The sequence below is a fragment of the Isoptericola sp. AK164 genome, assembly GCF_029643425.1.
In the GTDB taxonomy this organism is placed as follows: Bacteria; Actinomycetota; Actinomycetes; order Actinomycetales; family Cellulomonadaceae; genus Isoptericola; species Isoptericola haloaureus.
In genome coordinates this window covers 2,969,308-2,992,968 of the sequence record NZ_CP119106.1, presented here as the reverse complement: position 1 = coordinate 2,992,968, position 23,661 = coordinate 2,969,308, and the positions used below count along the sequence as shown (strand labels likewise).

Sequence of the window (23,661 nt, the reverse complement as noted above, 5' to 3'; positions counted from 1 at the left end):
CACAACGAGCAAGGGGAGGGGCAGGTCAGGGGGTGACGACGATCTTGCCGGTCTGCTCACCGGCGGCGAGCCGCGCCAGGCCGGTCCCGACGTCGGCCAGCGCCACCTCCGAGTCGACGACGGGGCGCACCCCGGTCCGCGCGCAGAACCGCAGCAGTGCCGCCAGGTCCTCGCGCGACCCCATCGTCACGCCCTGCACCCGCAGCTCGGTGAAGAAGATGCGGGACAGCTCGGCCGCCGGGGCGTCGCCGCTCGTGGCGCCGCACACCACGATCGTGCCGCCGGGGCGCACGGAGCGCACCGAGTGCGCCCAGGTGGCCTGACCGACCGACTCGACCACGGCGTCGACCCGCGCCGGGACCCGCTCGCCGGGTTCGACGACGGCACTCGCCCCGAGCTCGAGCGCCCGGTCGCGCTTGGCCGCGTCGCGGGAGGTGGCGGTGACCTCCAGCCCGGCCGCGGCCCCGAGGACGATGGCGGCCGTGGCGACGCCGCCGCCGACGCCCTGGACGAGCACGCGGTCGCCGGGGCGAAGGTCGGCCGCGCGGAACAGCATCCGGTAGGCGGTCAGCCAGGCGGTGGGCAGGCACGCGGCCTCGGCGAAGGACAGCTCGGCCGGCTTGGGCACGAGGTTCGCGGTCGGCACCGACACCTGCTCGGCGAGCGTGCCGGGGTACTTCTCGCTGAGCAGGGTGCGGCGCTCCCGCGGCCCGACGCCGTGGCCGTCGGCCCCGACGACGCCGTGCACCACGACCTCGCTGCCGTCGGGCGCGACGCCGGCCGCGTCCGTGCCGAGGATCATCGGGAGCTGCTCCTCGCGGAGCCCGACGCCGCGCAGGGACCACAGGTCGTGGTGGTTGAGGCTCGCGGCCCGGACCTCGACGGTGGTCCAGTGCTCACGCTCCTCGGGTGCCGGGCGGTCGGTGACCTCCAGGCCGTCGAGCGGGTTGTCCGGGGCGAAGCGGGCGACGGTGGCGGCGAGCATGCTCCCAACGTACCGGCGTCGGCGACTACGGTGTGCGGGATGACGCAGGCAGCGGACGAGCAGGACGGACCGGCCGTGGGTCCCGACGTGCTGAAGGACGTGACCGAGGCCCGCGCGGCGATCCGCGCACGACGCGCACTGGTCGAACGCCGCGGCCCGGCCGACGCGGCCGTCCGGGACCGGCAGGCCGAGGTGCGCGACGCCGAGGCCGCGCTGCGCAGCGCCCGGGCGCACGTCGGGCGCCTCGAGTCCTGGGGTCCCGCCGGTCTGCTCGCCCGGGTCCGCGGCAACCGTGCGGCACGGCTCGCCGCCGCCCGCGAGCGGCTGCGCGCGGCGGAGCACGAGGTCGACGCGGCCGGGTCCTGGGTCGTCGCAGCGCTCCGGGAGCGTGCCGCGATCGACGCCGACCTCCACGGCACCTACGACGCCGAAGAACGCCTCGAGGAAGCGCTCCGGCGGGCCGAGGACCGGGTCCTGGACGCCGACTCCGCAGCGCCGTCCGATGTCGCCTCGGAGCTGGCGACGATCCGCGAGGACCGCGCGGAGGTGCAGGCGGAGCACGCCGCCGTCGAGTCGGCGCGTCGGACGGCGGAACGGGCCGCCCGCGCCCTCGACACGGTCGTGCGCCGCCTGCTCACCGTCACGAACACCCCGACCCACGACACCTGGCCCTCCAGCGGGGCGCAGAGCACGATGCGCAAGCACGTCGAGGTCCAGCGCGCGGGCGAGCTCATGCGGGAGGCCGGTCCGACGCTGCAGCGGCTGCAGGGCGAGCTGCGGCGGTGCCGCGGCGGGGTGGTCGGGCAGATGGGCACGCTCGAGTTGGACGGCACCGTGATGACGGGTCTCGTCGACGGGCTCCTGGACACCTCGTCGACCGACGTGGTGCTGGGTCGACGGGCGCTGGCGGCGCACAGGCAGGTCGGTGCCCTCCGGGACGACGTCCGGCGCTGCACGAACCTGCTGACGTCGCGGTCCCGCGAGCTCGACGTCCGGCTCGCGGCGCTGGCCGCCCGTCGCGAGGAACTGCTGTTCCCCTGACCGGTCCCAGGAGCCCGGTCAGGTCGTCCCGACGTCGAACATCCAGGCGATGCCGAACTTGTCGGTGAGCTGCCCGTAGTAGTCGCCCCAGGGCGCCTTCTCGAACGGCATGACGTCGGTCGCGCCCTCGGACAGGGCGGCGATGGCGCCACGCACGTACTCCAGGTCCTCCGGGCCGCCCGTCAGTGCCACCGTGACCCCGCTGGTGGGCGCCGTGTACGTCATGGACGACGGCGTGTCGGAGGCCATGACGACCAGCCCGTCCGGCGTGGTGACGGACCCGTGCATGACCAGCTCCTGGTCGGCAGGATCGTCGGCCATGCCGGGCATCGAGCCGAAGGTGGTGATCTCGAGCTCGCCGCCGAGCGCGGACCGGTAGTGCTCCAGGGCCTCGCGGGCACCGGTGCGAAAGCTGAGGTAGGGGTTGAGCCGCGCCATCGTGGCCTCCACGGTCGAAGCGGTCCGCCGTCGTCGGCGGCGCACCCACGGTAGGTCGGCGCGGCCGGACTCGCTCGCCGTGCCGACGAGCGGTGGATCAGGCGGGGGAGACGCGCTCGACCTCGGCGAGGAAGTCGCGCACGAGCGGCCCCATCTGGTCGAACTCCAGCAGGAACCCGTCGTGCCCGAAGTCGGAGGTGATGAGTCGCGTCCCGGCAGCGTGCGGCAGCCCCGCCGCGATCCGGTCGGACAGCTCCGGCGGGAACAACCGGTCGGAGTCCACGGCCACCACGAGGGCCTGGGACTCGACCTGCGCCAGCGCGGCCTCGACGCCACCGCGGTCGCGTCCGACGTCGTGGGTCAACATCGTCTCGGTCAGCCGCAGGTAGGAGTTGGCGTCGAACCGGCGGGCGAGCTTGTCGCCGTGGTGGTCGAGGTACGACTGCACGGCGAAGCGGCCGTCGGTCTGCGGGTCCTCGCCGCCCTGGGGGAGCCGCCCGAACCTCTCGTCGAGCTCGCGTGCGGTCCGGTAGGTGGTGTGTGCGATCTGCCGGGCGATCCCGAGCCCGGCGTGCGGGCCCTCGCCCGGGGCGGCGTCGTAGTAGTCGCCGCCGTTCCAGCGCGGGTCGGAGCGGATGGCGCCGAGCTGGGGGTGCGCCCAGGCGATCTGGTCGCCGGAGGACTGCGCGCTGGTGGCGATCGAGACGATCGACCGCACGTCGATCCCGGCCTCGGGGCCCAGCAGCGCCCACTCCAGGACGCGCATCCCGCCCATCGAGCCGCCGATGACGGTCGCCCACGAGCGGACGCCGAGCAGCCGGGCGAGCTCGATCTCCACGGCGACCTGGTCGCGGGTGGTGATCCGCGGGAAGCGTGCGCCCCACGGTCGGCCGTCCGGGGCGGTCGACGCCGGTCCGGTGGTGCCCTGGCAGCCGCCGAGCACGTTGGGCACGACGACGAAGTAGCGGTCGGTGTCGATGGGGGCGCCGGGGCCGATCATCGGCTCCCACCAGCCGGCGGTCGCGTGGCCGGGGCCGGCCGGGCCGCGCACGTGCGCGTCGCCGGTCAGCGCGTGCAGCACGAGGACGGCGTTGGATCCGTCGGCGTCGAGCTCGCCGTGGGTCTCGTAGGCGACCCGCACGTCGGGCAGCCGCGACCCGACCTCGAGGTCGAACGTGCCCACGTCGAGGAACCGACGGGCGCCCGCGGGGTCGCCCTCGCGCCAGGCGCCGGACGCCGGGACGGGGCCGGCCGGGGCGCGGCGCGCACCGCGCGGCGACTTCCAGCCGGTCTCGGAACCGGGATGGCGGGGTGTCGTCGTGGTCATCGTCTCTCCTGGCTGCGGTGCCGGGGGACCGGCGGGGTGCGGGCGGGCGAGGAGCGCACGCTGCGGGTGAGCTGCACGGCGTGGGACGCAGGCAGGCGAACGTGCGCGGTGGCTACGGGCACATTCGACGAGTCATGTCCTCGACGGTAACCGCCGCACCGACGCCTGCCCATCCCGATCTCACGATGCGGGACCACATGTCGAGACAGAGGTGGATCTCCTGTCGAGACGTGACGTGGACCACCCGGCGTACGGTGGGTCGATGTACGAGGCGAGGCTCCCCGTCGTCGAGATCGTCGGGGTCTACCACGCCGAGGGCAGCCTCCTCGGCGAGGTGCGGTACGTGCTCGGTCGGCTGCGCGGCACGGCGCACTGCGCGCTGTGCGACATCACGCACGGCGCGGTCCGACGGCGGCGGGCCTGGGACGCGTACGTCGCCACGCTCGACCTGCCGGTCACGCTCGTGCACCTCGACGAGACGGACGACGACGTCGCGGCCGCCGTCGCCCGCGCCGGCAGCCCCGTCGTGCTCGGCCGCACCTCCGGCGACGCCCTCGTCACCCTCCTCGACGCCGACGCCCTCGAGGACCTGGACGGGGACGTTGCCGCCTTCGGCGACGCGCTGACGGCGGCGCTGGCCGCGACCACCCGCTGACCGGTCTCAGGGGCGCAGCAGCACCTTCGTGGCGCGGCGCTCGTCCATGGCGGCGTAGGCCTCGGCGACGTCGGCCAGCGGCATCTCGACGTCGAAGACCCGCCCCGGGGCGATCGCCCCGGACAGCACGTCGTCCAGCAGGTCCGCCATGTGCGCCCGCGCCGGCGCCATGCCGCCGCCGACGGTGATGTTGCGGCCGAACAGGGTCCGGATCGGCACCTGCGAGCCCCCGTGCGGCACGCCGACGAACCCGACCCGGCCGCCGCCCCGCACGGACCCGAGCGCCTGCTCCATCGACTGCTCGGTGCCGACGCACTCGAGGGCGGCGTCCGCGAGGTCGCCGCCCAGCAGGTCGCGCAGCGCCGCGACACCCTCGTCGCCGCGCTCGGCGATCACGTCGTCCGCCCCGAGCTCGCGGGCCAGCGTCGCCCGGTCGGGGTGGCGGGAGAACGCGACGACGCGCTCGGCGCCGAGCCGCCGGGCCGCGACGACGCCGCACAGCCCGACCGCGCCGTCCCCGACCACCGCGACGGTGTCCCCGGGGCCGACGCCGGCCGACACCGCGGCGTGGTGGCCGGTGGACATGACGTCGGCCAGCGTCAGCAGGTGCGGCACGAGACCGGCCTCCTCCAGCTCGGCCTCGCTGCGCCCGACCGGGAACAGCGAGTGCTGGGCCAGCGGGATGCGCACGCGCTCGCTCTGGGCGCCGTCCACCGGGTGGCCGTCCCGGTCGGTGGACCCGAACCCCGTGACCCGGTCGCAGGCCGACGGGAAGCCCGCCCGGCACGACTGGCACTCGCCGCAGCTCAGCGAGAACGGGACGACGACGAAGTCCCCGGGCGCGGCCGACGTGACCGCGGAACCGACCTCCTCCACGACACCGACCAGCTCGTGGCCGATGGGGTGCGGCTCGCGGGTCTTCGCGACACCCCGGTAGGGCCACAGGTCGGAGCCGCAGACGCAGGCGGCCGCCACGCGCAGCACGGCGTCGTGCTCGGTGCGCAGGACGGGGTCGGGGCGGTTCTCGGCGCGGACGTCCCGCGCGGCGTGGATCATCGCGGAAAGCATGGCCCCACGGTAGGCCGACGACGGCGGTCGCACCCGCCGCCGTCGGCCCGCGCAGGGCGTGGCCCCGCGCACGGCGGGTCAGCCGTCGAGCGCCGCCTTGGCCGCGGTGAAGCCGAGCTCGAGGTCGGCGAGGACGTCCTCGACGTCCTCGATACCGACGGCGAGGCGCACGAGCCCGGGCGTGACGCCGGACTGCGCCTGCTCGGCCTCGGTGAGCTGGCTGTGCGTCGTCGAGGCGGGGTGGATCACCAGCGAGCGGACGTCGCCGATGTTCGCCACGTGCGAGTGGAGCTGCAGCGCCGAGACGAACGCCTGCCCGGCCTCCGCGCCGCCGTCGAGCTCGAAGGCGAGCACGGCGCCGGCGCCGCGCGGTGCGTAGCGCTGCTGGACGGCGTGCCAGGGGCTGGACTCCAGGCCGGCGTAGTGCACGCGCAGCACGTCGTCGCGCTGCTCGAGCCACTCGGCCACCTGCTGGGCGTTGTCGACGTGGCGCTCCACGCGCAGCGAGAGCGTCTCGATGCCCTGCGCGATCTGGAAGGCGTTGAACGGCGAGACCGCCGAGCCGAGGTCGCGCAGGAGCTGCACCCGGGCCTTGAGCACGAACGCCAGGTTGGCCCCGAGCGCGCCGTCGACGCCGAGGTCGCGGGCGTAGACCAGCCCGTTGTACGAGGGGTCGGGGGTGTTGAAGCCGGGGAACCGCTCCGGGTAGCGCGCGTAGTCGAAGTTCCCGGAGTCCACGATGACGCCGGCGACGGTGGTGCCGTGCCCGCCGAGGTACTTGGTGGCCGAGTGCACGACGACGTCGGCCCCGTGCTCGATCGGGCGCACCAGGTACGGCGTCGCCACCGTGTTGTCCACGATGAGCGGCACCTGGGACTCGTGCGCGACGTCGGCGACGAGCGCGATGTCCAGGAAGTCGTTCTTCGGGTTGGGGATCGTCTCCGCGAAGAACGCCTTGGTGTTGTCCTGCACGGCGGCGCGCCACGCGTCGGCGTCGTGGGCGTCCTCGACGAACGTCGTGGTGATGCCGAACCGGGTCAGGGTGTGCTTGAGCAGGTTGTAGGTGCCGCCGTAGAGGCTGGCGCTGGCCACCACGTGGTCCCCGGCCTCGGCGACGTTGAGGATCGCGAACGTCTCCGCGGCCTGCCCCGAGGCGAGCAGCAGCGCGCCCACGCCGCCCTCGAGGTCCGCGATGCGGTTCTCGACGGTCTCCTGGGTCGGGTTGGTGATGCGGGTGTAGATGGGGCCGAGCTCGGCCAGGGCGAAGCGGTTCGCCGCGGTCTTGGCGTCGTCGAACACGTACGACGTCGTCTGGTAGATCGGCAGCGCGCGCGCCCCGGTGGCGGGGTCGGGCGTCTGGCCGGCGTGGATCTGGCGGGTCGCGAAGGACCAGCGAGGCGTGTCGGTCATGAGGGTGCTCCAAGGGGTCCGGCGGGTCGGGGGATCGGCAGCGCGCACGTGCTCCCCACGGCCGGGCCGACACGTGCTCGGCCGGGCGGCCGGACGTGGGCAGGCGAACGTGCGCTGGGTCAGCGGCACATTCGACGCGTGGTCATGCCTCGACCGTAGGTTCCCGTCTCGGCGGGCGGAAGGGGGTGTCCATCTGGTGAACACTGCGCGGGTGCGTCGGGCGTCGGCGTGTCCCGTCACCGTGTGCGCTAGATTCGCCGCACGTGGGTCGACGACCGAGGGAGTGGCCACCGATGGGGCTGGGCGGCGGGAGCAGGCTGGGCAGGTTCGTGCGGGCGGTGACGGCGGGTGCGGTGACGGTCGGTCTGGCCCTGACGGGAGCCCTCGTCGGGGTCCCCGCGGCGGTCGCGGCGGACAGCACCACGACGATCGAGCTGGAGGCCGACCGGGCCTGGCGAGGGCAGGTGCTCGAGGTGCCCGTCCGCGTCACCCAGGACGGCGCTCCGGCGACGGGGACCGTCTGGCTCTACGTCGACGGGACGCTGGTGACGTGGTACCGGGCGCTGTCCGACGGCGGTGCCGTCCTGACGCTGTTCACCGACCGGCTCTCCGGCGGCACGCACGAGATCGAGGTGCGGCACATGGACGGCGAGTCGTCGGCGGACTGCCGCTGCTCCTCGTCGGCCACGGCGTCGCTGGAGGTCGTCGAGCCGACGACCCCGCTCCTCACCCCGGACGGGTGGTACGCGGGAGAGTCCGTGTCGCCCCGGTTCGACCTCACCGGGACCGACCTCCCCGCAGACGGGACCGTCGAGCTGATGGGGAGCGCCGTCGTCGCGCCGCTCGTGGACGGAGTCGCCGAGCTCGCGCTGACGGGCGACGAGGTCCGCAGCCCGCAGGTCCGGCTGACCCACCGGAGCCCGGAGGGCGACGTGCTCTCGCGCTGGCTGCTGCCGGTCGACCTCGCCGCCAGGCCGGTCACCGCGGACGTCGAGATCCCCGAGACCTGGCGCCGGGGCGAGACGGTCCGGATCGCCGTCGACGTGACGTCCGACCACGGGACCCCGACCGGCGAGGCGTCGGTGACCTACCTCGACGGTGCCGAAGGGGTCCCGCTGGCGCGGGAGACGCTCGTCGACGGTCGGGGAGAGCTCGTGGTCGACGTCACGGACCTGCCGGTCGGGGAGCAGCGGATCGAGGTCCGCACGCGCGGGGGACGGGAGTACGAGAACACCCGCGCGGAGCACGTGGTCGAGGTGCTTCCCCCCGCGACCCGCGTCCGCGTGTCCACGGCCCGCCGGTGGACCTACGCCCAGCGCCGCAGCGTCGACGTGGACGTCACGTCCTCGGTCGGCACGCCGGAGGGGAGGGTCGTCCTCCACCAGGCGGGACGGAGGATCGGCGCGGCCGACCTGGTGCACGGTCGGGCGTCCGTGCGGGTCGGGGGCAAGAAGGTCGACCCGGGTCGGCGCACGATCGTCGCGAGGTTCGTGCCGGACTCGGGGGAGCACGCGCCGTCGCGCACGTCGTGGACCCAGCGGGTCCGCAAGGCGCAGCCCACGGTCAGGCTGCGGATGCGACGCACGACGTACTGGGCGGACGTCGACCTCACGGGCAAGCGGTCGGGCCGCATCGTCGTGCGGACCCCGGGGATGCCCGAGGTCGGCAGGCTGGTGCTGCAGACCCGAGACCGGCACGCGACGAACGACGGCTGGCGGACACGGAAGTCGTGGTGGTTGAGCCGGAGCGAGGACGGTGTCCAGCGGATCAAGGTCCCCGCCCGCTACCTCGACAAGGCCGGCGGCCGGAGCGGCCGGGTCCACCTGCGTGTCCGCTACGTGCCCGCCGACCGCGAGCACGTCGCGAAGCGCCGGTCCCCGCGGCTCACGATCTACCACTACTGAGCCGCGCAGCGGCTCCGGGATGACGACGTCGGCCCCCGTCCCGGTGCGGGACGGGGGCCGACGGGGGTTCCGGGAGGACGGCGGCTCAGTGGTGGTAGCCGGAGTCCTTGGCGCGCTGGATCGAGCGGTTGATCTCGGCCTCGGCGTCCTCGCGGCCGACCCAGTGGGCGCCCTCGACGGACTTGCCGGGCTCCAGGTCCTTGTAGACCTCGAAGAAGTGCTGGATCTCCAGGCGGTGGAAGTCCGAGACGTCGTCGATGTCCTGGCGCCAGGCGGCGCGCTGGTCACCGGTCGGTACGCAGAGGACCTTGTCGTCGCCGCCGGCCTCGTCGCGCATGCGGAACATCCCCAGCGCGCGGCACTTGATCAGGCAGCCGGGGAACGTGGGCTCCTCGAGCAGGACCATGGCGTCCAGAGGGTCCCCGTCCTCACCGAGCGTGCCCTCGATGAACCCGTAGTCGTCCGGGTATCGGGTCGAGGTGAAGAGCATGCGGTCCAGACGGATGCGACCGGTCTCGTGGTCCACCTCGTACTTGTTCCGCTGACCCTTCGGGATCTCGATGGTGACGTCGAACTCCACAGTTCCTCCGCTTCGTGATGCGTACGCGCGTCACCAAGTGTGCCATGCAGGGCGCCTCCACGAGCCCTCGGAGGCCGGTTCGTCCCGGCACCGCGTGCAGGACGGTCGTGCGACAATGCGGGCTGACCGAGCCTGCGTGTGACCAGGTTCACGAGACGGGGAGGACCGCATGGGGTGGCGGCTGAGGGTCGGTGCCGCCGTGACGTCGGTCCTCACCCTGTTCGGCGGGTACCTCGTGGCCGACGCCTACGACGTCGTGCCCGGCATGGTCACCTTCGACCCGCCCCACGCCACACCCGCGCCCTTCCCCTCCGCGCCCGGCGCCACCACCGGCCCCACGCCCCGGACCGCCGTGCCGCCGCTGTCCTCCGAGGCCCCCTCGCCGGACGCCGCCGCCGTCGGGGACCTCGTGGACGGGATCGTCGACGACGAACGCCTCGGCAACCGGGTGGGCGTCGTCGTCGCCGACGCCGACACCGGCGAGACGCTCGGTGCGTCCGGACCGGACCGGCTCATGGTGCCCGCCTCCACACAGAAGGTCCTCACCGCCGTCGCCGCCTACGCCGGCCCGGGCGGCGAGGTCACCCTGCCCACCCGGGCGATGCTGCAGGGGACCTCGCACGTCGTGCTCGTCGGCGGCGGGGACATGATGCTCGCGGCCGACGACGGCGACCCGGACGCCGTCAACGGGCACGCGGGCCTCGGCGACCTCGCCGACCAGGTCGTCGACGAGCTCGGGCTCTCCGGCCGGGACACCGTCACGCTGTCCGTCGACGACACGCTGTTCACCGGGCCGGCGCTCGCGCCGTCGGTACGGCGCAGCGACGCGGCCGCCGGGTACGTCGCCCCCGTGGCGGCGCTCGCCGTCGACGTGGCCCGCCTGGAGGACGAGAAGTACGCCCCGCGCCAGTCCGACCCCGCGATGGCGGCCGCCGAGACGTTCGCGGAGGCGCTGGCCGACCGTGGGCTGACCGTCGCGGGCAGCGTCCGGCGCCACGAGGCGCCGTCGTCCGCCCGGGAGATCGGCAGGGTCGAGTCCGCGCCGCTGGGCGCGGTCGTCGACTACTTCCTCGCCGAGTCCGACAACACCCTGACCGAGGTGGTCGGCCGGGTCGTCGCCCTCGACGCCGGGCTGCCCGGTTCGCAGGCCGCCGCCATCAGCGAGGTCGTGGCCGCCGTCGAGCGCCTGGGCGTCGACCTGTCCGGCGCCGAGCTGATGGACCTGTCGGGGCTGGGCGTCGGCTCGCTGCTCACCCCGGCCCAGGTCGTCGCCACGCTCGAGGTCGCCGCCCAGGACCCCGCGCTGCGCGAGACCCTGATCGGGCTGCCCGTCGCCGGGATGCAGGGCACGCTCGCCGACCGGTTCGGGCAGGACAACCCGGGCCGCGGCTACACCCAGGCCAAGACCGGCAGCCTGCCGGACACCCGCTCCCTGGCCGGGACCGTGGTCACCGCCGACGACCGGCTGCTGCTGTTCACCGTCATCGCCGACCGCATCCCCGACGGGCAGTCGTTCGGGGCCAACTTCATCATCGACGACTTCGTCGGCGACCTCGCCGCCTGCGGCTGCCGTCCGCAGGGCGGCTGACCGGCTCGGCCGCGGCGCTCGCGAACCGGTGCGTGGACGCCGCCGCTACGGTGGGACCCGTGACCTCCACGAGCGCCCTCGTCGACTGGCAGACCGCCGCCCAGATCGCCCGCCGCGTCGGGCGCCCCGGACCGGTCGCACCGCGCGCCGAGCTCGACGACCTCGTCGACGGGCTGCGCACCGCGGCCCGGGACGCGGTCCCGCACGTGCTGCGGGTGACCCGGATGCGGCCCGCGGGCGCCGAGGTCGAGCGCGAGCGCGACGCCTCCGGACGGTTCACCCGCCGGGTCACCGTCAAGCGTCCCGACCTGGGCGACGTCCGGGTCGTGGACCGTGCCACCTGGGCGCGCGCCAACACCACCTCCATGGCGGCCCTGACGGACCCCGTGCTCGCCGACCTCGACGTCGGGGCGCGGCTGGGGGAGTCCTCGGCCGCCCGGCTCGCCGGCGCCGCCGAGGTCGGCGGGCTGCTGGCCCTGCTGTCGACGAAGGTGCTCGGCCAGTTCGACCCGTACGGCCCCGGACGGCCGACACTGCTCCTCGTGGCACCCAACGTGCTCGCCGCGGAACGGGCCATGAAGGTCGACCCGCACGACTTCCGGCTCTGGGTGTGCCTGCACGAGCAGACGCACGCGCTGCAGTTCGCCGCCGCCCCGTGGCTCGCCGACCACCTCGCCGGCCGGCTCGGCGGCCTGCTGCGGGACGTCACGACCTCCTCGGTCGAGCTCAGCCACGCCCCGTTGCGGGACAAGGTGGCGCTGGTGGGACGCACCCTGCTGGACGCGGTGCGCGGCGACCTCACCACCCCGGTCGACCAGGTGATGGGGCCCGAGCAGAAGGAGCAGCTGGCCGAGATCACCGCCGTCATGGCCCTGCTCGAGGGGCACGCCGACGTCATGATGGACGCCGTCGGACGGCGCGTCGTGCCGTCCGTGCGCACCATCCGGTCCCGCTTCGAGAAGCGGCGCGACGGCGAGGGCGCGCCCCGGCTCGACGTCGTGCTGCGGCGCGTGCTCGGCATGGACGCCAAGCTCGCCCAGTACCGCGACGGTGCCGCGTTCGTGCGGGAGGTCGAGAAGCAGGTCGGCCGCGACGGTCTCAACGCCGTCTGGGCCGAGCCCGCCCACCTGCCCAGCGCCCGGGAGATCGCCGACCCGCGCGCCTGGGTCCGCCGCGTGCACTCCTGAGCCGGCACCCGTGCCCCGCATCGACCCGGCGCTCGCCGCCGTCCGCACCGCGGTCCGCGCCGACCTGGCCGACCTCGGCCCCGGCGACCTCGTGCTCGTCGCCTGCTCGGGCGGACCGGACTCGCTGGCGCTCGCGGCCGCCGTCGCGCACGAGGCGCGCCGTGTGGGCCGGTCCGTGCGTTCGCGCGGGTACGCGGTCCGCGCGGGCGCCGTCGTCGTCGACCACGGCCTGCAGCCCGGGTCCGCCGCCGTGGCCGCCCGGGCCGCCCGGCAGTGCCGCGCCCTCGGTCTCGACCCGGTCCTGGTGCGTACCGTCGACGTCGTCGTGGGCGGCGACGGGACGGAGGCGGCCGCCCGCACCGCGCGCTACGCGGCGCTGGAGGCCGCGGCCGCCGGGTCCGGTGCGGCCGCCGTGCTGCTGGGGCACACCCTGGACGACCAGGCCGAGCAGGTGCTGCTCGGTCTCGCCCGGGGCAGCGGCGCCCGCTCCCTCGGCGGCATGCCCGCGCGCCGCGGGCCCTACCGACGCCCGTTCCTGACCCTCCGGCGCGAGCAGATCCTCGCCGCGTGCGCCGCGAGCGGCATCGTGCCGTGGCACGACCCGACGAACTCCCCGGCGCCCGACGGCGGCACCCCCGCGCCGTTGCGCTCGCAGGTGCGGGGGTGGTTGCTGCCGGTGCTGGCCGAGGTCCTCGGTCCCGGGGCGGTCGAGGCGCTCGCCCGCAGCGCCGACCAGCTGCGCGACGACGCCGCGGTCCTCGAGGACCTGGGGGCGGAGCTGCTGGCCGCGGCGCGGTCCGGCGAGCCTGCGCGGGGGCCGGCCGACCCGGTGGTGCTCGACGTCGCACCGCTGGAGCGGGCGCCGGCCGCGGTGCGCCGCCGCGCGCTGCGGGCGGCGGCCCTGGAGGCCGGGTGCCCCGCCGGGGCCACCACGTCCCGGCACGTCGACGCCCTCGACGCGCTCGTGGTGCGGTGGCGCGGCCAGGGGGCGGTGCACCTGCCCGCCGACGTCCGCGCGGTGCGGGACTGTGGCAGGCTGTTCCTGCGGCCGTCGGTGACGGGTCCGCGTCACCCTGCCACGCACCCCGAGGAGTAGCCCCGTGGACAAGTCGGACGTCGCCGGCGACCTCGCCGACATCCTGATCACCGAGGAGCAGATCAGCACCCGTCTGGACGAGATGGCGGCGCAGATCGACGCCGACTACGCCGGCAAGGACGTGCTCCTCGTCGGCGTGCTCAAGGGTGCGGTCATGGTCATGGCCGACCTCTCGCGCCGCCTCCACCACCCCCTGGAGATGGACTGGATGGCGGTGTCCTCCTACGGCTCGGGCACCAAGTCCTCTGGCGTGGTGCGCATCCTCAAGGACCTGGACTCCGACCTGACCGGTCGGGACGTGCTCATCGCCGAGGACATCATCGACTCCGGCCTGACGCTGTCGTGGCTGGTGCAGAACCTGCGCTCGCGCGGACCGGCGTCGGTGGAGATCGCCACGCTGCTGCGCAAGCCGGACGCCGCCAAGGTGGACGTCGACGTGCGGTACGTCGGGTTCGACATCCCGAACGAGTTCGTCGTCGGCTACGGCCTGGACTACGCCGAGAAGTACCGCAACCTCCCCTTCATCGGCACCCTCGCCCCGCACGTCTACTCCTGACCCTGACGCCCTGGGCGAACATCCGTCAGCACTGAGGGAACTTTTCCCGCCACGGTGTAGTTTCGTAGGTCGAACCATCGCCCGACCGAAGGGAAGCGGGGCAGGGCCCCGTCACGGATGAACTTCAAGAAGATCTTCAGCGGACCGCTCGTCTGGATCGTGCTCGGCCTGATCCTGGTCGCGCTCGCCTTCTCCGCCTTCACCGGTGAGCGGATCGAGCGTGTCGAGACGTCGCAGGGCCTCGAGCTGCTGTCCGGCGACACGGTCGACCACGCGCTCATCGTGGACGGCGACCAGCGCGTCGAGCTCGAGCTCAGCGAGCCGTACGTCACCGACTCCGGCACCGAGGACGAGCGGGACTACGGCGAGAAGGTCGACTTCTTCTGGGTCCAACCCCAGGGCGAGGACGTCGTGTCCGCCGTGGAGTCCGCCGACCTCGCCGAGGGCTACGACACCTACGTGCCGCAGCCGTCGTTCCTCGGCTCGATGCTGTCCTTCCTCGTGCCCTTCCTGATCATCCTGGTGATCTTCTGGTTCGTGCTCTCGCGGATGCAGGGCGGCGGGCGCAACGGCGTCATGGGCTTCGGCAAGTCCAAGGCGAAGATGATCTCCAAGGACACCCCGCAGGTGACGTTCGCCGACGTCGCGGGCGTGGACGAGGCCGTCGAGGAGCTCCACGAGATCAAGGAGTTCCTCTCCGAGCCGGAGAAGTTCCAGGCCGTGGGCGCCAAGATCCCCAAGGGCGTGCTGCTGTACGGCCCGCCCGGGACGGGCAAGACCCTCATCGCCCGTGCCGTCGCGGGCGAGGCCGGGGTGCCGTTCTACTCGATCTCGGGCTCGGACTTCGTCGAGATGTTCGTCGGCGTCGGCGCCTCGCGCGTGCGCGACCTGTTCGAGCAGGCGAAGAACAACTCGCCCGCGATCATCTTCGTCGACGAGATCGACGCCGTCGGCCGCCACCGCGGCGCCGGCATGGGCGGCGGTCACGACGAGCGGGAGCAGACGCTGAACCAGATGCTCGTCGAGATGGACGGCTTCGACGTCAAGACGAACGTCATCCTCATCGCGGCGACCAACCGCCCGGACATCCTCGACCCCGCGCTGCTGCGCCCGGGCCGCTTCGACCGTCAGGTCGCCGTCGAGGCGCCGGACCTCAAGGGCCGCGAGCACATCCTGCAGGTGCACGCCCAGGGCAAGCCGATGGTCGAGACCGTCGACCTCGCCGCCGTGGCGCGCCGCACGCCCGGCTTCACCGGTGCCGACCTGGCCAACGTGCTCAACGAGGCCGCGCTGCTGACCGCCCGCTCCGGGGCCCAGCTCATCGACGACCGGGCGCTGGACGAGGCGATCGACCGCGTGCTGGCGGGTCCGCAGAAGCGCACCCGGGTGATGAAGATCAAGGAGCAGAAGATCACCGCGTACCACGAGGGCGGGCACGCCCTGGTGGCGGCCGCCATGCGGTACACCGACCCGGTGACGAAGGTGACGATCCTGCCGCGCGGGCGGGCCCTCGGCTACACGATGGTCATGCCCACCGAGGACAAGTACTCCACCACCCGCAACGAGCTCCTCGACCAGCTCGCCTACGCCATGGGCGGCCGCGTGGCCGAGGAGATCGTGTTCCACGACCCCACCACCGGGGCCAGCAACGACATCGAGAAGGCCACCGCCATCGCCCGCAAGATGGTGATGGAGTACGGCATGAGCGAGAAGGTCGGCGCGCTCAAGCTCGGGTCCGCCTCCTCCGAGCCGTTCCTGGGCAAGGACATGGGCCACCAGCGCGACTACTCGGAGGCCGTGGCGGGCACCGTGGACCACGAGGTCCGCAAGCTCGTCGAGGCCGCGCACGACGAGGCGTGGGAGGTCCTGTCCGAGTACCGCGACGTGCTCGACGACCTCGTCCTGCAGCTGCTCGAGCACGAGACGCTCAACCAGGAGGAGCTGGCCGCGGTCTTCGCCCCGGTGAGCAAGCGCCCCGCGCGGGACGTCTGGCTGTCCAGCACCGAGCGCACCGTCCACGACCGCGGTCCGGTGATGACCGAGGGCGAGCAGGCCGCGTACGCGACGAACGGCCACGCCGGTCTCCCGCAGGACGAGGCCGCCGTCGTGGGCAACGTCGAGGCCGAGGCCGCGGCGTCCCGTCGCCCGCACGAGCGTCCCGCGGGCGACGACGGCGCGACGGCGGAGCGCACCGACGGCCGCTCCGACGGCGAGGAGACCTGAGTGACGGAGCCGGACCTGCCGCTGACGCCGGTCTCGCTGGGGATGCGGCCGGCGGCCGACGTGCCGCCCTACGACGCCGAGCGCGCCGAGGCGGCGATCCGCGAGCTGCTGCTCGCCGTCGGTGAGGACCCGGAGCGCGAAGGGCTGCGCGACACCCCGGCGCGGGTGGCGCGCGCCTACCGGGAGATCTTCGCCGGCCTGCACCAGGAGCCCGAGGACGTCCTGACCACCACCTTCGACCTCGGGCACGAGGAGATGGTGCTGGTCAAGGACATCGAGGTGTACTCCACGTGCGAGCACCACCTGGTCCCGTTCCACGGGCTCGCGCACATCGGCTACATCCCGAGCGCCGAGGGGCGGATCACCGGGCTGTCCAAGCTCGCCCGGCTGGTCGAGGTCTACGCCCGGCGCCCCCAGGTGCAGGAGCGCCTCACCACGCAGATCGCCGACGCCCTGGTGCGGATCCTCGACCCGCGCGGCGTCATCGTCGTCGTGCAGTGCGAGCACCTGTGCATGTCGATGCGCGGGGTGCGCAAGCCCGGGTCCCGGACGGTCACCTCGGCCGTGCGGGGCGTCATGCAGACCGCCGCCACGCGGTCCGAAGCGATGAGTCTGATCCTGGGGCACTGACGCATGAGCACTCGCGACGCCGTGGTCGCCGGTCTGCCCGAGCTGTCCGGCGCCGGCCGCTGCCTCGTCATGGGCGTGGTCAACATCACGCCGGACTCGTTCTCCGACGGCGGGGAGTGGTTCGAGCCCGAGGCCGGCGTCCAGCACGGCCTCGACCTGCTCGCCGAGGGCGCGGACGTCCTCGACGTGGGCGGGGAGTCGACCAGACCCGGCGCCCAGCGGGTGACCGAGGCCGAGGAGCTGCGGCGCGTCGTCCCCGTCATCGGGCGCCTGGCCGCCGCCGGTGCGGTCGTGTCCGTCGACACCACGCGGGCCGCCGTGGCCGAGCGGGCGGTGGCGGCCGGGGCGCGGCTGGTCAACGACGTCTCCGGCGGGCTGGCCGACCCGGACATGGCGGGCGTCGTGGCCGAGACGGGCGTGCCGTACGTGGCGATGCACTGGCGCGGGCACAGCGACGTCATGGACGCCCGGCAGGACTACGACGACGTCGTGGCGGACGTGCGCGACGAGCTCGCCGCCCGGGTCGCCGCTCTGCACGACGCCGGGGTCGCGCACGAGCAGATCGTGCTCGACCCGGGCCTCGGCTTCGCCAAGTCCGGGGCGCTGAACTGGCCGCTGCTGGCACACCTGGACGCGCTGCACGCCCTGGGCCGCCCCCTGCTGGTCGGTGCGTCGCGCAAGCGGTTCCTCGGCCACCTCCTCGCGGGGGTGCGCGGGGCCGCCGCGGACGAGCCGGTCCCGCCCGCGGGCCGGGACGACGCCACGACGGCGATCACCGCGCTGGCCGCACACGCCGGGGCGTGGTGCGTGCGCGTGCACGCCGCGCGTGCGAGCGTTGACGCCGTACAAGTGGCGGCCGCCTGGAGGCGGGCCGAGACGACGGAGGACACCGCGTGACATTCGCCGACGCCGTGACGGGGTCGGACGGCCGACCCCTCGACCAGATCCGGCTGACCGGGGTGACCGCGACCGGTCACCACGGCGTGCTGCCGCAGGAACGTGTCGAGGGACAGACCTTCCGCGCCGACGTCGTGCTGCACCTGGACGCGCGCCCCGCCGCCGGGTCGGACGACCTCGCCGCGACGGTCAGCTACGCCGAGGTCGCCGAGGACGTCCACGACGTGCTCTCGGGGTCCCCGGTGGACCTCGTCGAGACGCTCGCCGAGCGGATCGCCGCCGTCGTGCTGTCCCGGTCGGCGGTGCGGGCCGTCGACGTGCGCGTGCACAAGCCGCAGGCGCCGATCTCCGTGCCGTTCGACGACGTCGAGGTCGTGGTGCGCCGCGACCGGGAGAACCCGCCGGCCGTGCCGGCCGCGACGAGCACGGACCAGCAGGTCTCCCCGGCGCCGGCACCGGCCCCCGCGCCGGCGCCGGCTCCTGCGCCGGCGGCGGCGCCCGTTCCCGCGCCGCCGGTGCCGCCCCCGCCGGCGCCGCCCGAGCCCAAGGCCGCGACCCCGGTGCCCGCGGCGACCTCGCTCCCGACCCCCGCGGTCGCCGAGACGGCGGTCCCGGCACCTCCCGCCCCGGACGCGACCACCGTCGACGCTGCACCCGTCCCGGGCCCGGAGGCCCCCGGCCCGGAGTCCGCGCCGGCGCCCCCCGCCGTCGACCCGCTCGACGAGGCCCCCGAGGCGCCCGTGGACGCGGTGCTCGCCCTCGGGGCCAACCTGGGCGACGCCCAGGGCACGCTGCGCGCCGCCGTCACCGACATCGACCGCATCCCCGGGGTGCAGGTCATGGAGGTGTCCCCGCTGGCCCGGACCGTCGCCGTCGGACCCGAGCAGCCCGACTTCCTCAACGCCGTGCTCCTGGTGCGCACCACGCTGCCCGCGCGCGACCTGCTGGGTGCCTGCCAGGAGGTCGAGCTCCTGCACGGCCGGGTGCGGGACGAGCGGTGGGGCCCGCGCACGCTGGACGTGGACGTCGTCCAGTACGGGGACCTGACGTCGACCGCGGAGGACCTGGAGCTGCCGCACCCGCGGGCGCGGGAACGGGCGTTCGTGCTGGTGCCGTGGGCCGAGGTGGATCCCCAGGGCGTGCTCGTCGGTCTCGGCGGCGGCCCGGTGGCCCAGCTCGCCGCCACCGCGCCCGACCGGTCGGGCATCCGGTGGCTCGCGCTCGACTGGCTGACCGAGCCGGCCTCGAGCGGCGCGGTCCCGGCGGCACCGTCGCCGCAGGCGCCCTCCTCGCAGCCGGTGCCCGCGGCACCGCCGTCGCACCCCTCCCCGCAGGCGCCGAGCACCGCGGCCTTCCCGGCCCAGGCGCCGCCGTCGGTGCCGGTGCCGCGTCAGGACCCGCCCGACGACGTGCCGCCGGCGCAGGAGCCGCGCGGTTTCGTGGCCGCTGCCGGCATGCACGCCCCGATCCCGCCCGCGCCGGACGCCGAGCACCCGGAACGCGCCTGACGTGCGCCGGACCCGTGTGCGCACGCTGGTCGCCGTCGCGGTCGGGGTCGCCGCCGTCGGGACCTTGCTGCTGCGCCTGCTCGAGACCCGTGGGGTCTACCTGCCAGGAGCGGCGTGGGTGGAGGTCGTGGCGCTGGTGCTCATCGCCGGCCTCGTGCTGTGGGCCGGGTGGGCCGTCCGCGCCTACCTGCGCGGCGAGAAGCCGGACCTCGACCCGCTGCGCGCCGCCCGCACCTTCGCCATGGCCAAGGCCGCGGCGTACACGGGAGCGCTGCTGACGGGGCGCTACACCGCGTCCGTGCTGCTCGTCCTGCCGCAGCTCGCCGTCGAGCCCCGCCGGGAGGTGGCCATCACCTCGGGCGTGGCGGCCCTGGCGGCGATCGGTCTGGCCGTCGTCGGCCTCGTCGTCGAGAAGTTCTGCGAGGCGCCCCCGCCCGAGGAGGACGAGGGGCGCGAGGCGATCCCGTCCTGAGGCGTCCGGAGCGGTCGTGGGCGGCGATTCTGCGAGGATGGTCCCATGACACACCCCGCATCGGGTCCGGCCGACCCGTTCGACCCGCCGGACGTGACCTGGGACCGGGTGTCCCCCCGGCTGGTCCCCGCGCGACTGGTCGTCGTGGGGTTCTGGCTCGGGCTGCCGCTGCTGGTCTGCCTGGTCCTCGCGCTCGCGGTCACGGGATGGCTGTGGATCCCGGCGGCCGTCTGCGCCCTCCTGCTGCTGTGGATCGGGCTGCTCGTGCCGCGCCAGGTCCGCGCGATCGGGTACGCCGAGCGTGACGACGACCTGCTGATCCGCAAGGGCATCCTCTTCCGCGAGCTGGTCGTGGTCCCGTACGGGCGCATGCAGTTCGTCGACGTCACCGCCGGTCCGCTGGACCGCCGCCTGAACATCGCCACGGTGCAGCTGCACACGGCCTCGGCCAGCACGGACGCCGAGATCCCGGGGCTGACCCCGGACGAGGCGGAGCGGCTGCGGGACCGCCTGACGGCGCGCGGCGAGGCGAGGCTGGCCGGGCTGTGAGCGCCGCGGAGCCGACGTCGGGGGCCACGGGGACGGCACCGGCGCGCGAGTGGCGACGGGTCCACCCGATCACGCCCGTCGTGCGGGGCTGGGCCGCCATCGCCGTGCTGCTGTTCGTCCTCGGGCAGCAGGCGATCGAGAGCCTCGAGTACGCCGGCGAGGTCGTCGACGGCGTCACCCGGGTGTGGTGGCTCGCGGTCCTGGTGGTCCTCGTCGTGCTGGCGGTCATCTTCGGCGTCTCCGCGCTCGCCTGGCGCATGACCTCCTACGCGGTGGACGACGACGCCGCCCACCTGCGCAAGGGCATCCTGTTCCGCCAGCAGCGGCACGCGCGGCTCGATCGGCTGCAGGCCGTCGACGTCCGTCAGCCCCTGCTCGCCCGGCTGTTCGGGCTGGCCGAGCTGACCCTGGAGGTCGCCGGCGGGTCGGACTCCGGGGTGGTGATCGGGTTCCTGCGTCTCGACGACGCCAAGCAGCTCCGTGCCGAGCTGCTGGCGCGCGCCGCCGGGGTCAGGGCACGGCGGGCCGGTGGCACGGTGCCGTCCCCGGCGGGCTCCTCCCCGGTGGGCATCGCCGCGGACGGCGGCCCCGCCGGCCCGGACGTCGCCACCGAGCCGTCGCCGGCCGCAACCGGCCCGGTCGTGGCGGAGGTGCCGCCGCCGGCCGAGGAGGCCCCGGAGAACCTCGTCTACGAGGTCCCCCCGGGTCGGCTGGTCGTGTCGCTGCTGCGGCTGCCCGCCGTCTGGGTCGCCCTCGCGGTGCTCGTCGCTCTCGTGGTCTTCGTGCTGGTCACCCGCGCCGTCGGCGTGCTGGTCTCCATGCTGCCGGTGGCGTTCGGCGTCGCGACGTTCCTGTTCAACCGGTTCGCCGGGGAGTTCGGCTTCCGGGCCGCGATCTCCCCGGACGGGATCCGGCTGCGGCACGGGCTGCTGGAGACGCGCGCGCAGACCATCCCGCCCGGACGGGTGCAGGCGCTGGAGCTCACCCAGGGCTTCTGGTGGCGCGGCAAGGACTGGTGGCGGATCAAGGTCAACGTCGCCGGGTACGGCGGCGAGGAGCAGAACGCCACCCAGAACGTGCTCCTCCCGGTCGGACCGCGGTCCGAGGCGATGGCGGCGCTGTGGCTGGTGCTGCCCGACCTCGGGGCCGAGGACGCGACCGAGCTGCTCGACGAGGCCCTGACCGGGGAGGCGCGCACGGACCGTTTCTTCACCACGAGCCCGCGTCGTGCCCGGCTGCTGGACCCGATCAGCTGGCGCCGCAACGGGTTCGCCGTCGCCGACCGGGCGCTGCTGCTGCGCGGCGGACGGCTGACCCGGCGGCTGTCCGTCGTCCCGCACGAGCGCACCCAGTCCCTCGGTCTCGTGCAGGGGCCGTGGCAGCGGCGGCGGGGACTGACGACGTTCGCGGTGCACTCCACGCCGGGCCCGGTCACCACCCGTGCCCACCACCTCGACACCCCCGACGCGCAGCACCTGCTGGCCGAGCAGTCGGTGCGCGCCCGCGCGGCCCGGTCGCACCAGACGCCGGAGCGCTGGATGGAGCGCGTCGCGCCGCTGGCCCGCCCGGCGGCACCGGGCGACGGACCGGAGGACAGCCCGTGACGGCCCCGGACACCGCGGCACGCCCCGGGCGCCTCGGGGTCGGCGTCGTCGGCGCCGGGCGGGTCGGCGCCGTCCTCGGCAGCGCGCTGCGCTCGGCCGGGCACGCCGTCGTCGGGGCATCCGGGGTCTCGGACGCCTCCCGGGACCGGATCGAGACCATGCTGCCCGGCGTGCCGCACCTGGACGTGCCGGAGATCGTCGAGCGCTCCGAGCTCGTGCTGCTGGCGGTGCCCGACGACGCCCTGGAGGGCCTCGTGGCCGGGCTGGCCGACGTCGGTGCCTGGCAGCCGGGCCAGCTCGTCGTGCACACCTCGGGCCGGTACGGGGCCGAGGTGCTGGCCCCCGCCCAGCGGGCGGGAGCGATCCCCCTGGCCGTGCACCCGGCGATGACGTTCACCGGGACCTCGCTGGACCTGGCCCGGCTGACCGGCTGCACGTTCGCCGTGACCGCCCCGGCCGCGGTGCTGCCCATCGGCCAGGCGCTCGTCGTCGAGATCGGCGGCGAACCCGTCGTCGTGGACGAGCAGGCCCGCGGGCTCTACCACGCCGCCCTGGCGCACGGCGCCAACCACCTCGTGGTGCTGGTGGCGCAGGCGGCGCAGGCCCTCGAGGCCGCCGGCGTGGAGCACCCCGGGCGCGTGCTCGCCCCGCTGCTGGGTGCCGCCCTCGACGGCGCCACGCGGGCGGCAGACCTGCGCGACGGCGAGGGGCCCGGCGCGATCGCCGCCCTGACCGGCCCGGTCGCCCGCGGCGACGCCGGCACGGTGGCCCGGCACCTGGAGGTGCTCGGCGACCTCGCGGCCGGCACCGGAGCGACCGACGTCCCGGACAGCTACACCGGGCTCGCCCGCGGCGCCGCCCGGCGCGCGCTGGCCGCCCACCGCATCGACGACGCCGCGGCGCGGGCGCTGCTGGACGTCCTCGGCGAACCGCCCAAGGAGCACTGATGACCGCACCTGCTGACCGTGCGACGCCGTCGTCGCCCGCCGACGGCGTCGTCGCGCACACCCGCGCCGAGCTGCGGGACGCCCTCGCCGCCTGGACGATCGGCGGCGCGGACCCCACCGACCGACGCGCCGTGGTGATGACGATGGGTGCACTGCACGAGGGGCACCTGGAGCTGGTCCGTCGGGCGCGTGCCGAGGTCGGCCCCGGCGGCCAGGTCGTGGTGACGATCTTCGTCAACCCGCTGCAGTTCGGCGAGGGGGAGGACCTCGACGCCTACCCCCGCGACCTCGCCGGGGACCTGGAGCGGCTGGCCGAGGTGGGGGCCGACGTCGTCTTCGCCCCGACGCCCGACGTGGTCTACCCCGACGGCGACCCGATCGTGCGGGTCTCGGCCGGACGGATCGGCGAGGTGCTGGAGGGTGCGTTCCGGCCCGGCCACCTCGACGGCGTGCTGACCGTGGTGCTCAAGCTGATGCAGCTCACGCGGCCGGACGTCGCGCTGTTCGGCGAGAAGGACGCCCAGCAGCTCCTCGCCGTGCGGCGCATGGTGCGCGACCTCGACCTGGAGGTCGAGATCGTCGGCGTGCCCACCGTGCGCGACGCGGACGGGCTGGCGCTGTCGTCGCGGAACGCGTACCTGTCCGACGGCGAACGGGACGCCGCCCTGGCGCTGTCGCGGGCGCTCCGGGGAGGGGCCGAGGAGGCCGCCGCCGGGCACGGCGCGCCGGCGGTCCTGGCGACGGCCTCGGGAATCCTCAACGCGGTCCCCGACGTTGTCGTGGACTACCTGGCACTCGTCGACCCGGATACTGTGGAGGAGGTTCCCGGTGACCGCACCGGGCCCGCCCTGCTGCTCGTCGCCGCGCGCGTGGGCACCACACGACTGATCGACAACCAGGCCGTGGACGTCGTCGCGTCCTCTGACGAGGACGAAACCGCAGGCCAGGAGGCAACCCGTGACTGACCAGACTGCATCGCCCGTCGGCTCGACCCCG

At 74.8% G+C, this 23,661-nt stretch carries 22 protein-coding genes; 16 read left to right on the top strand and 6 right to left on the bottom strand.

What is annotated here, in order from left to right:
* Positions 1-25 precede the first annotated feature (25 nt).
* Entirely contained in the window at positions 26-985 is a 960-nt protein-coding gene (locus PO879_RS13765) for a zinc-binding dehydrogenase (RefSeq protein WP_278235438.1), read from the bottom strand.
* A 39-nt stretch (positions 986-1,024) separates the two neighbouring features.
* Here PO879_RS13765 and PO879_RS13760 point away from each other — a divergent pair, with 39 nt between their 5' ends.
* Positions 1,025-2,026: a hypothetical protein gene (locus tag PO879_RS13760; protein WP_278235437.1), complete on the top strand. Its 1,002-nt coding sequence runs from the start codon at positions 1,025-1,027 to the stop codon at positions 2,024-2,026.
* An 18-nt stretch (positions 2,027-2,044) separates the two neighbouring features.
* On the opposite strand, the gene PO879_RS13755 is transcribed toward PO879_RS13760, so the two are convergent.
* A complete protein-coding gene (locus PO879_RS13755; RefSeq protein ID WP_347568602.1) occupies positions 2,045-2,476 on the bottom strand; it encodes a VOC family protein in 432 nt (143 codons plus the stop codon).
* Between the two features lie 85 nt (positions 2,477-2,561).
* Entirely contained in the window at positions 2,562-3,791 is a 1,230-nt protein-coding gene (locus PO879_RS13750; RefSeq protein WP_278235436.1) for a homoserine O-acetyltransferase, read from the bottom strand.
* Positions 3,792-4,053: 262 nt separating this feature from the next.
* Between PO879_RS13750 and PO879_RS13745 the strand changes: the two genes are divergently transcribed.
* A complete protein-coding gene (locus PO879_RS13745) occupies positions 4,054-4,446 on the top strand; it encodes a hypothetical protein (protein ID WP_278235435.1) in 393 nt (130 codons plus the stop codon).
* 6 nt (positions 4,447-4,452) lie between these two features.
* Here PO879_RS13745 and PO879_RS13740 read toward each other — a convergent pair whose 3' ends face one another.
* The gene (locus tag PO879_RS13740; RefSeq protein ID WP_278235434.1) at positions 4,453-5,514 is read right to left on the bottom strand and encodes an alcohol dehydrogenase catalytic domain-containing protein; all 1,062 of its coding nucleotides are present in this window, start codon (positions 5,512-5,514) and stop codon (positions 4,453-4,455) included.
* A 78-nt stretch (positions 5,515-5,592) separates the two neighbouring features.
* On the bottom strand, positions 5,593-6,924 hold the full coding sequence (locus PO879_RS13735) for a bifunctional o-acetylhomoserine/o-acetylserine sulfhydrylase (RefSeq protein ID WP_278235433.1): 1,332 nt from the start codon (positions 6,922-6,924) through the stop codon (positions 5,593-5,595).
* A 293-nt stretch (positions 6,925-7,217) separates the two neighbouring features.
* On the opposite strand from PO879_RS13735, the gene PO879_RS13730 reads away from it, so the two are divergent.
* Entirely contained in the window at positions 7,218-8,828 is a 1,611-nt protein-coding gene (locus PO879_RS13730; protein ID WP_278235432.1) for a hypothetical protein, read from the top strand.
* Positions 8,829-8,913: 85 nt separating this feature from the next.
* Here PO879_RS13730 and PO879_RS13725 read toward each other — a convergent pair whose 3' ends face one another.
* Positions 8,914-9,408 carry an inorganic diphosphatase gene (locus tag PO879_RS13725; RefSeq protein ID WP_278235431.1) on the bottom strand — a complete coding sequence of 165 codons (495 nt, stop codon included), beginning with the start codon at positions 9,406-9,408 and terminating at the stop codon, positions 8,914-8,916.
* Between the two features lie 169 nt (positions 9,409-9,577).
* On the opposite strand from PO879_RS13725, the gene dacB reads away from it, so the two are divergent.
* From dacB to panC, 13 genes are all read left to right on the top strand, one after another.
* On the top strand, positions 9,578-10,996 hold the full coding sequence (dacB, locus tag PO879_RS13720; RefSeq protein ID WP_278235430.1) for a D-alanyl-D-alanine carboxypeptidase/D-alanyl-D-alanine-endopeptidase: 1,419 nt from the start codon (positions 9,578-9,580) through the stop codon (positions 10,994-10,996).
* Positions 10,997-11,055: 59 nt separating this feature from the next.
* Positions 11,056-12,183: a zinc-dependent metalloprotease gene (locus tag PO879_RS13715; RefSeq protein WP_278235429.1), complete on the top strand. Its 1,128-nt coding sequence runs from the start codon at positions 11,056-11,058 to the stop codon at positions 12,181-12,183.
* Positions 12,184-12,193: 10 nt separating this feature from the next.
* The gene (tilS, locus tag PO879_RS13710) at positions 12,194-13,279 is read left to right on the top strand and encodes a tRNA lysidine(34) synthetase TilS (protein ID WP_278235428.1); all 1,086 of its coding nucleotides are present in this window, start codon (positions 12,194-12,196) and stop codon (positions 13,277-13,279) included.
* Between the two features lie 4 nt (positions 13,280-13,283).
* The gene (hpt, locus tag PO879_RS13705) at positions 13,284-13,835 is read left to right on the top strand and encodes a hypoxanthine phosphoribosyltransferase (RefSeq protein ID WP_278235427.1); all 552 of its coding nucleotides are present in this window, start codon (positions 13,284-13,286) and stop codon (positions 13,833-13,835) included.
* 117 nt (positions 13,836-13,952) lie between these two features.
* Complete coding sequence (ftsH, locus tag PO879_RS13700) at positions 13,953-16,058, top strand: ATP-dependent zinc metalloprotease FtsH (RefSeq protein WP_278235426.1); 2,106 nt, start codon at positions 13,953-13,955, stop codon at positions 16,056-16,058.
* Positions 16,059-16,100: 42 nt separating this feature from the next.
* Positions 16,101-16,688 (top strand): GTP cyclohydrolase I FolE, encoded by a 588-nt coding sequence (gene folE / locus PO879_RS13695; protein ID WP_278237550.1) that lies wholly within the window; start codon positions 16,101-16,103, stop codon positions 16,686-16,688.
* A gap of 3 nt (positions 16,689-16,691) precedes the next feature.
* A complete protein-coding gene (gene folP, locus PO879_RS13690; RefSeq protein WP_278235425.1) occupies positions 16,692-17,585 on the top strand; it encodes a dihydropteroate synthase in 894 nt (297 codons plus the stop codon).
* Positions 17,582-19,093 (top strand): 2-amino-4-hydroxy-6-hydroxymethyldihydropteridine diphosphokinase, encoded by a 1,512-nt coding sequence (gene folK / locus PO879_RS13685; protein ID WP_278235424.1) that lies wholly within the window; start codon positions 17,582-17,584, stop codon positions 19,091-19,093. Before folP ends, folK begins: the two co-directional genes overlap by 4 nt.
* 1 nt (position 19,094) lies before the next feature.
* Positions 19,095-19,565: a DUF3180 domain-containing protein gene (locus PO879_RS13680; protein ID WP_278235423.1), complete on the top strand. Its 471-nt coding sequence runs from the start codon at positions 19,095-19,097 to the stop codon at positions 19,563-19,565.
* 45 nt (positions 19,566-19,610) lie between these two features.
* Entirely contained in the window at positions 19,611-20,114 is a 504-nt protein-coding gene (locus tag PO879_RS13675) for a PH domain-containing protein (protein WP_278235422.1), read from the top strand.
* On the top strand, positions 20,111-21,718 hold the full coding sequence (locus tag PO879_RS13670; protein WP_278235421.1) for a PH domain-containing protein: 1,608 nt from the start codon (positions 20,111-20,113) through the stop codon (positions 21,716-21,718). Before PO879_RS13675 ends, PO879_RS13670 begins: the two co-directional genes overlap by 4 nt.
* Positions 21,715-22,665, top strand: a complete 951-nt coding sequence (locus PO879_RS13665; RefSeq protein ID WP_278235420.1) for a DUF2520 domain-containing protein — start codon at positions 21,715-21,717, stop codon at positions 22,663-22,665. The genes PO879_RS13670 and PO879_RS13665 overlap by 4 nt, the downstream gene beginning before the upstream one ends.
* Entirely contained in the window at positions 22,665-23,630 is a 966-nt protein-coding gene (panC, locus tag PO879_RS13660) for a pantoate--beta-alanine ligase (RefSeq protein ID WP_278235419.1), read from the top strand. The genes PO879_RS13665 and panC overlap by 1 nt, the downstream gene beginning before the upstream one ends.
* Positions 23,631-23,661: the final 31 nt, after the last annotated feature.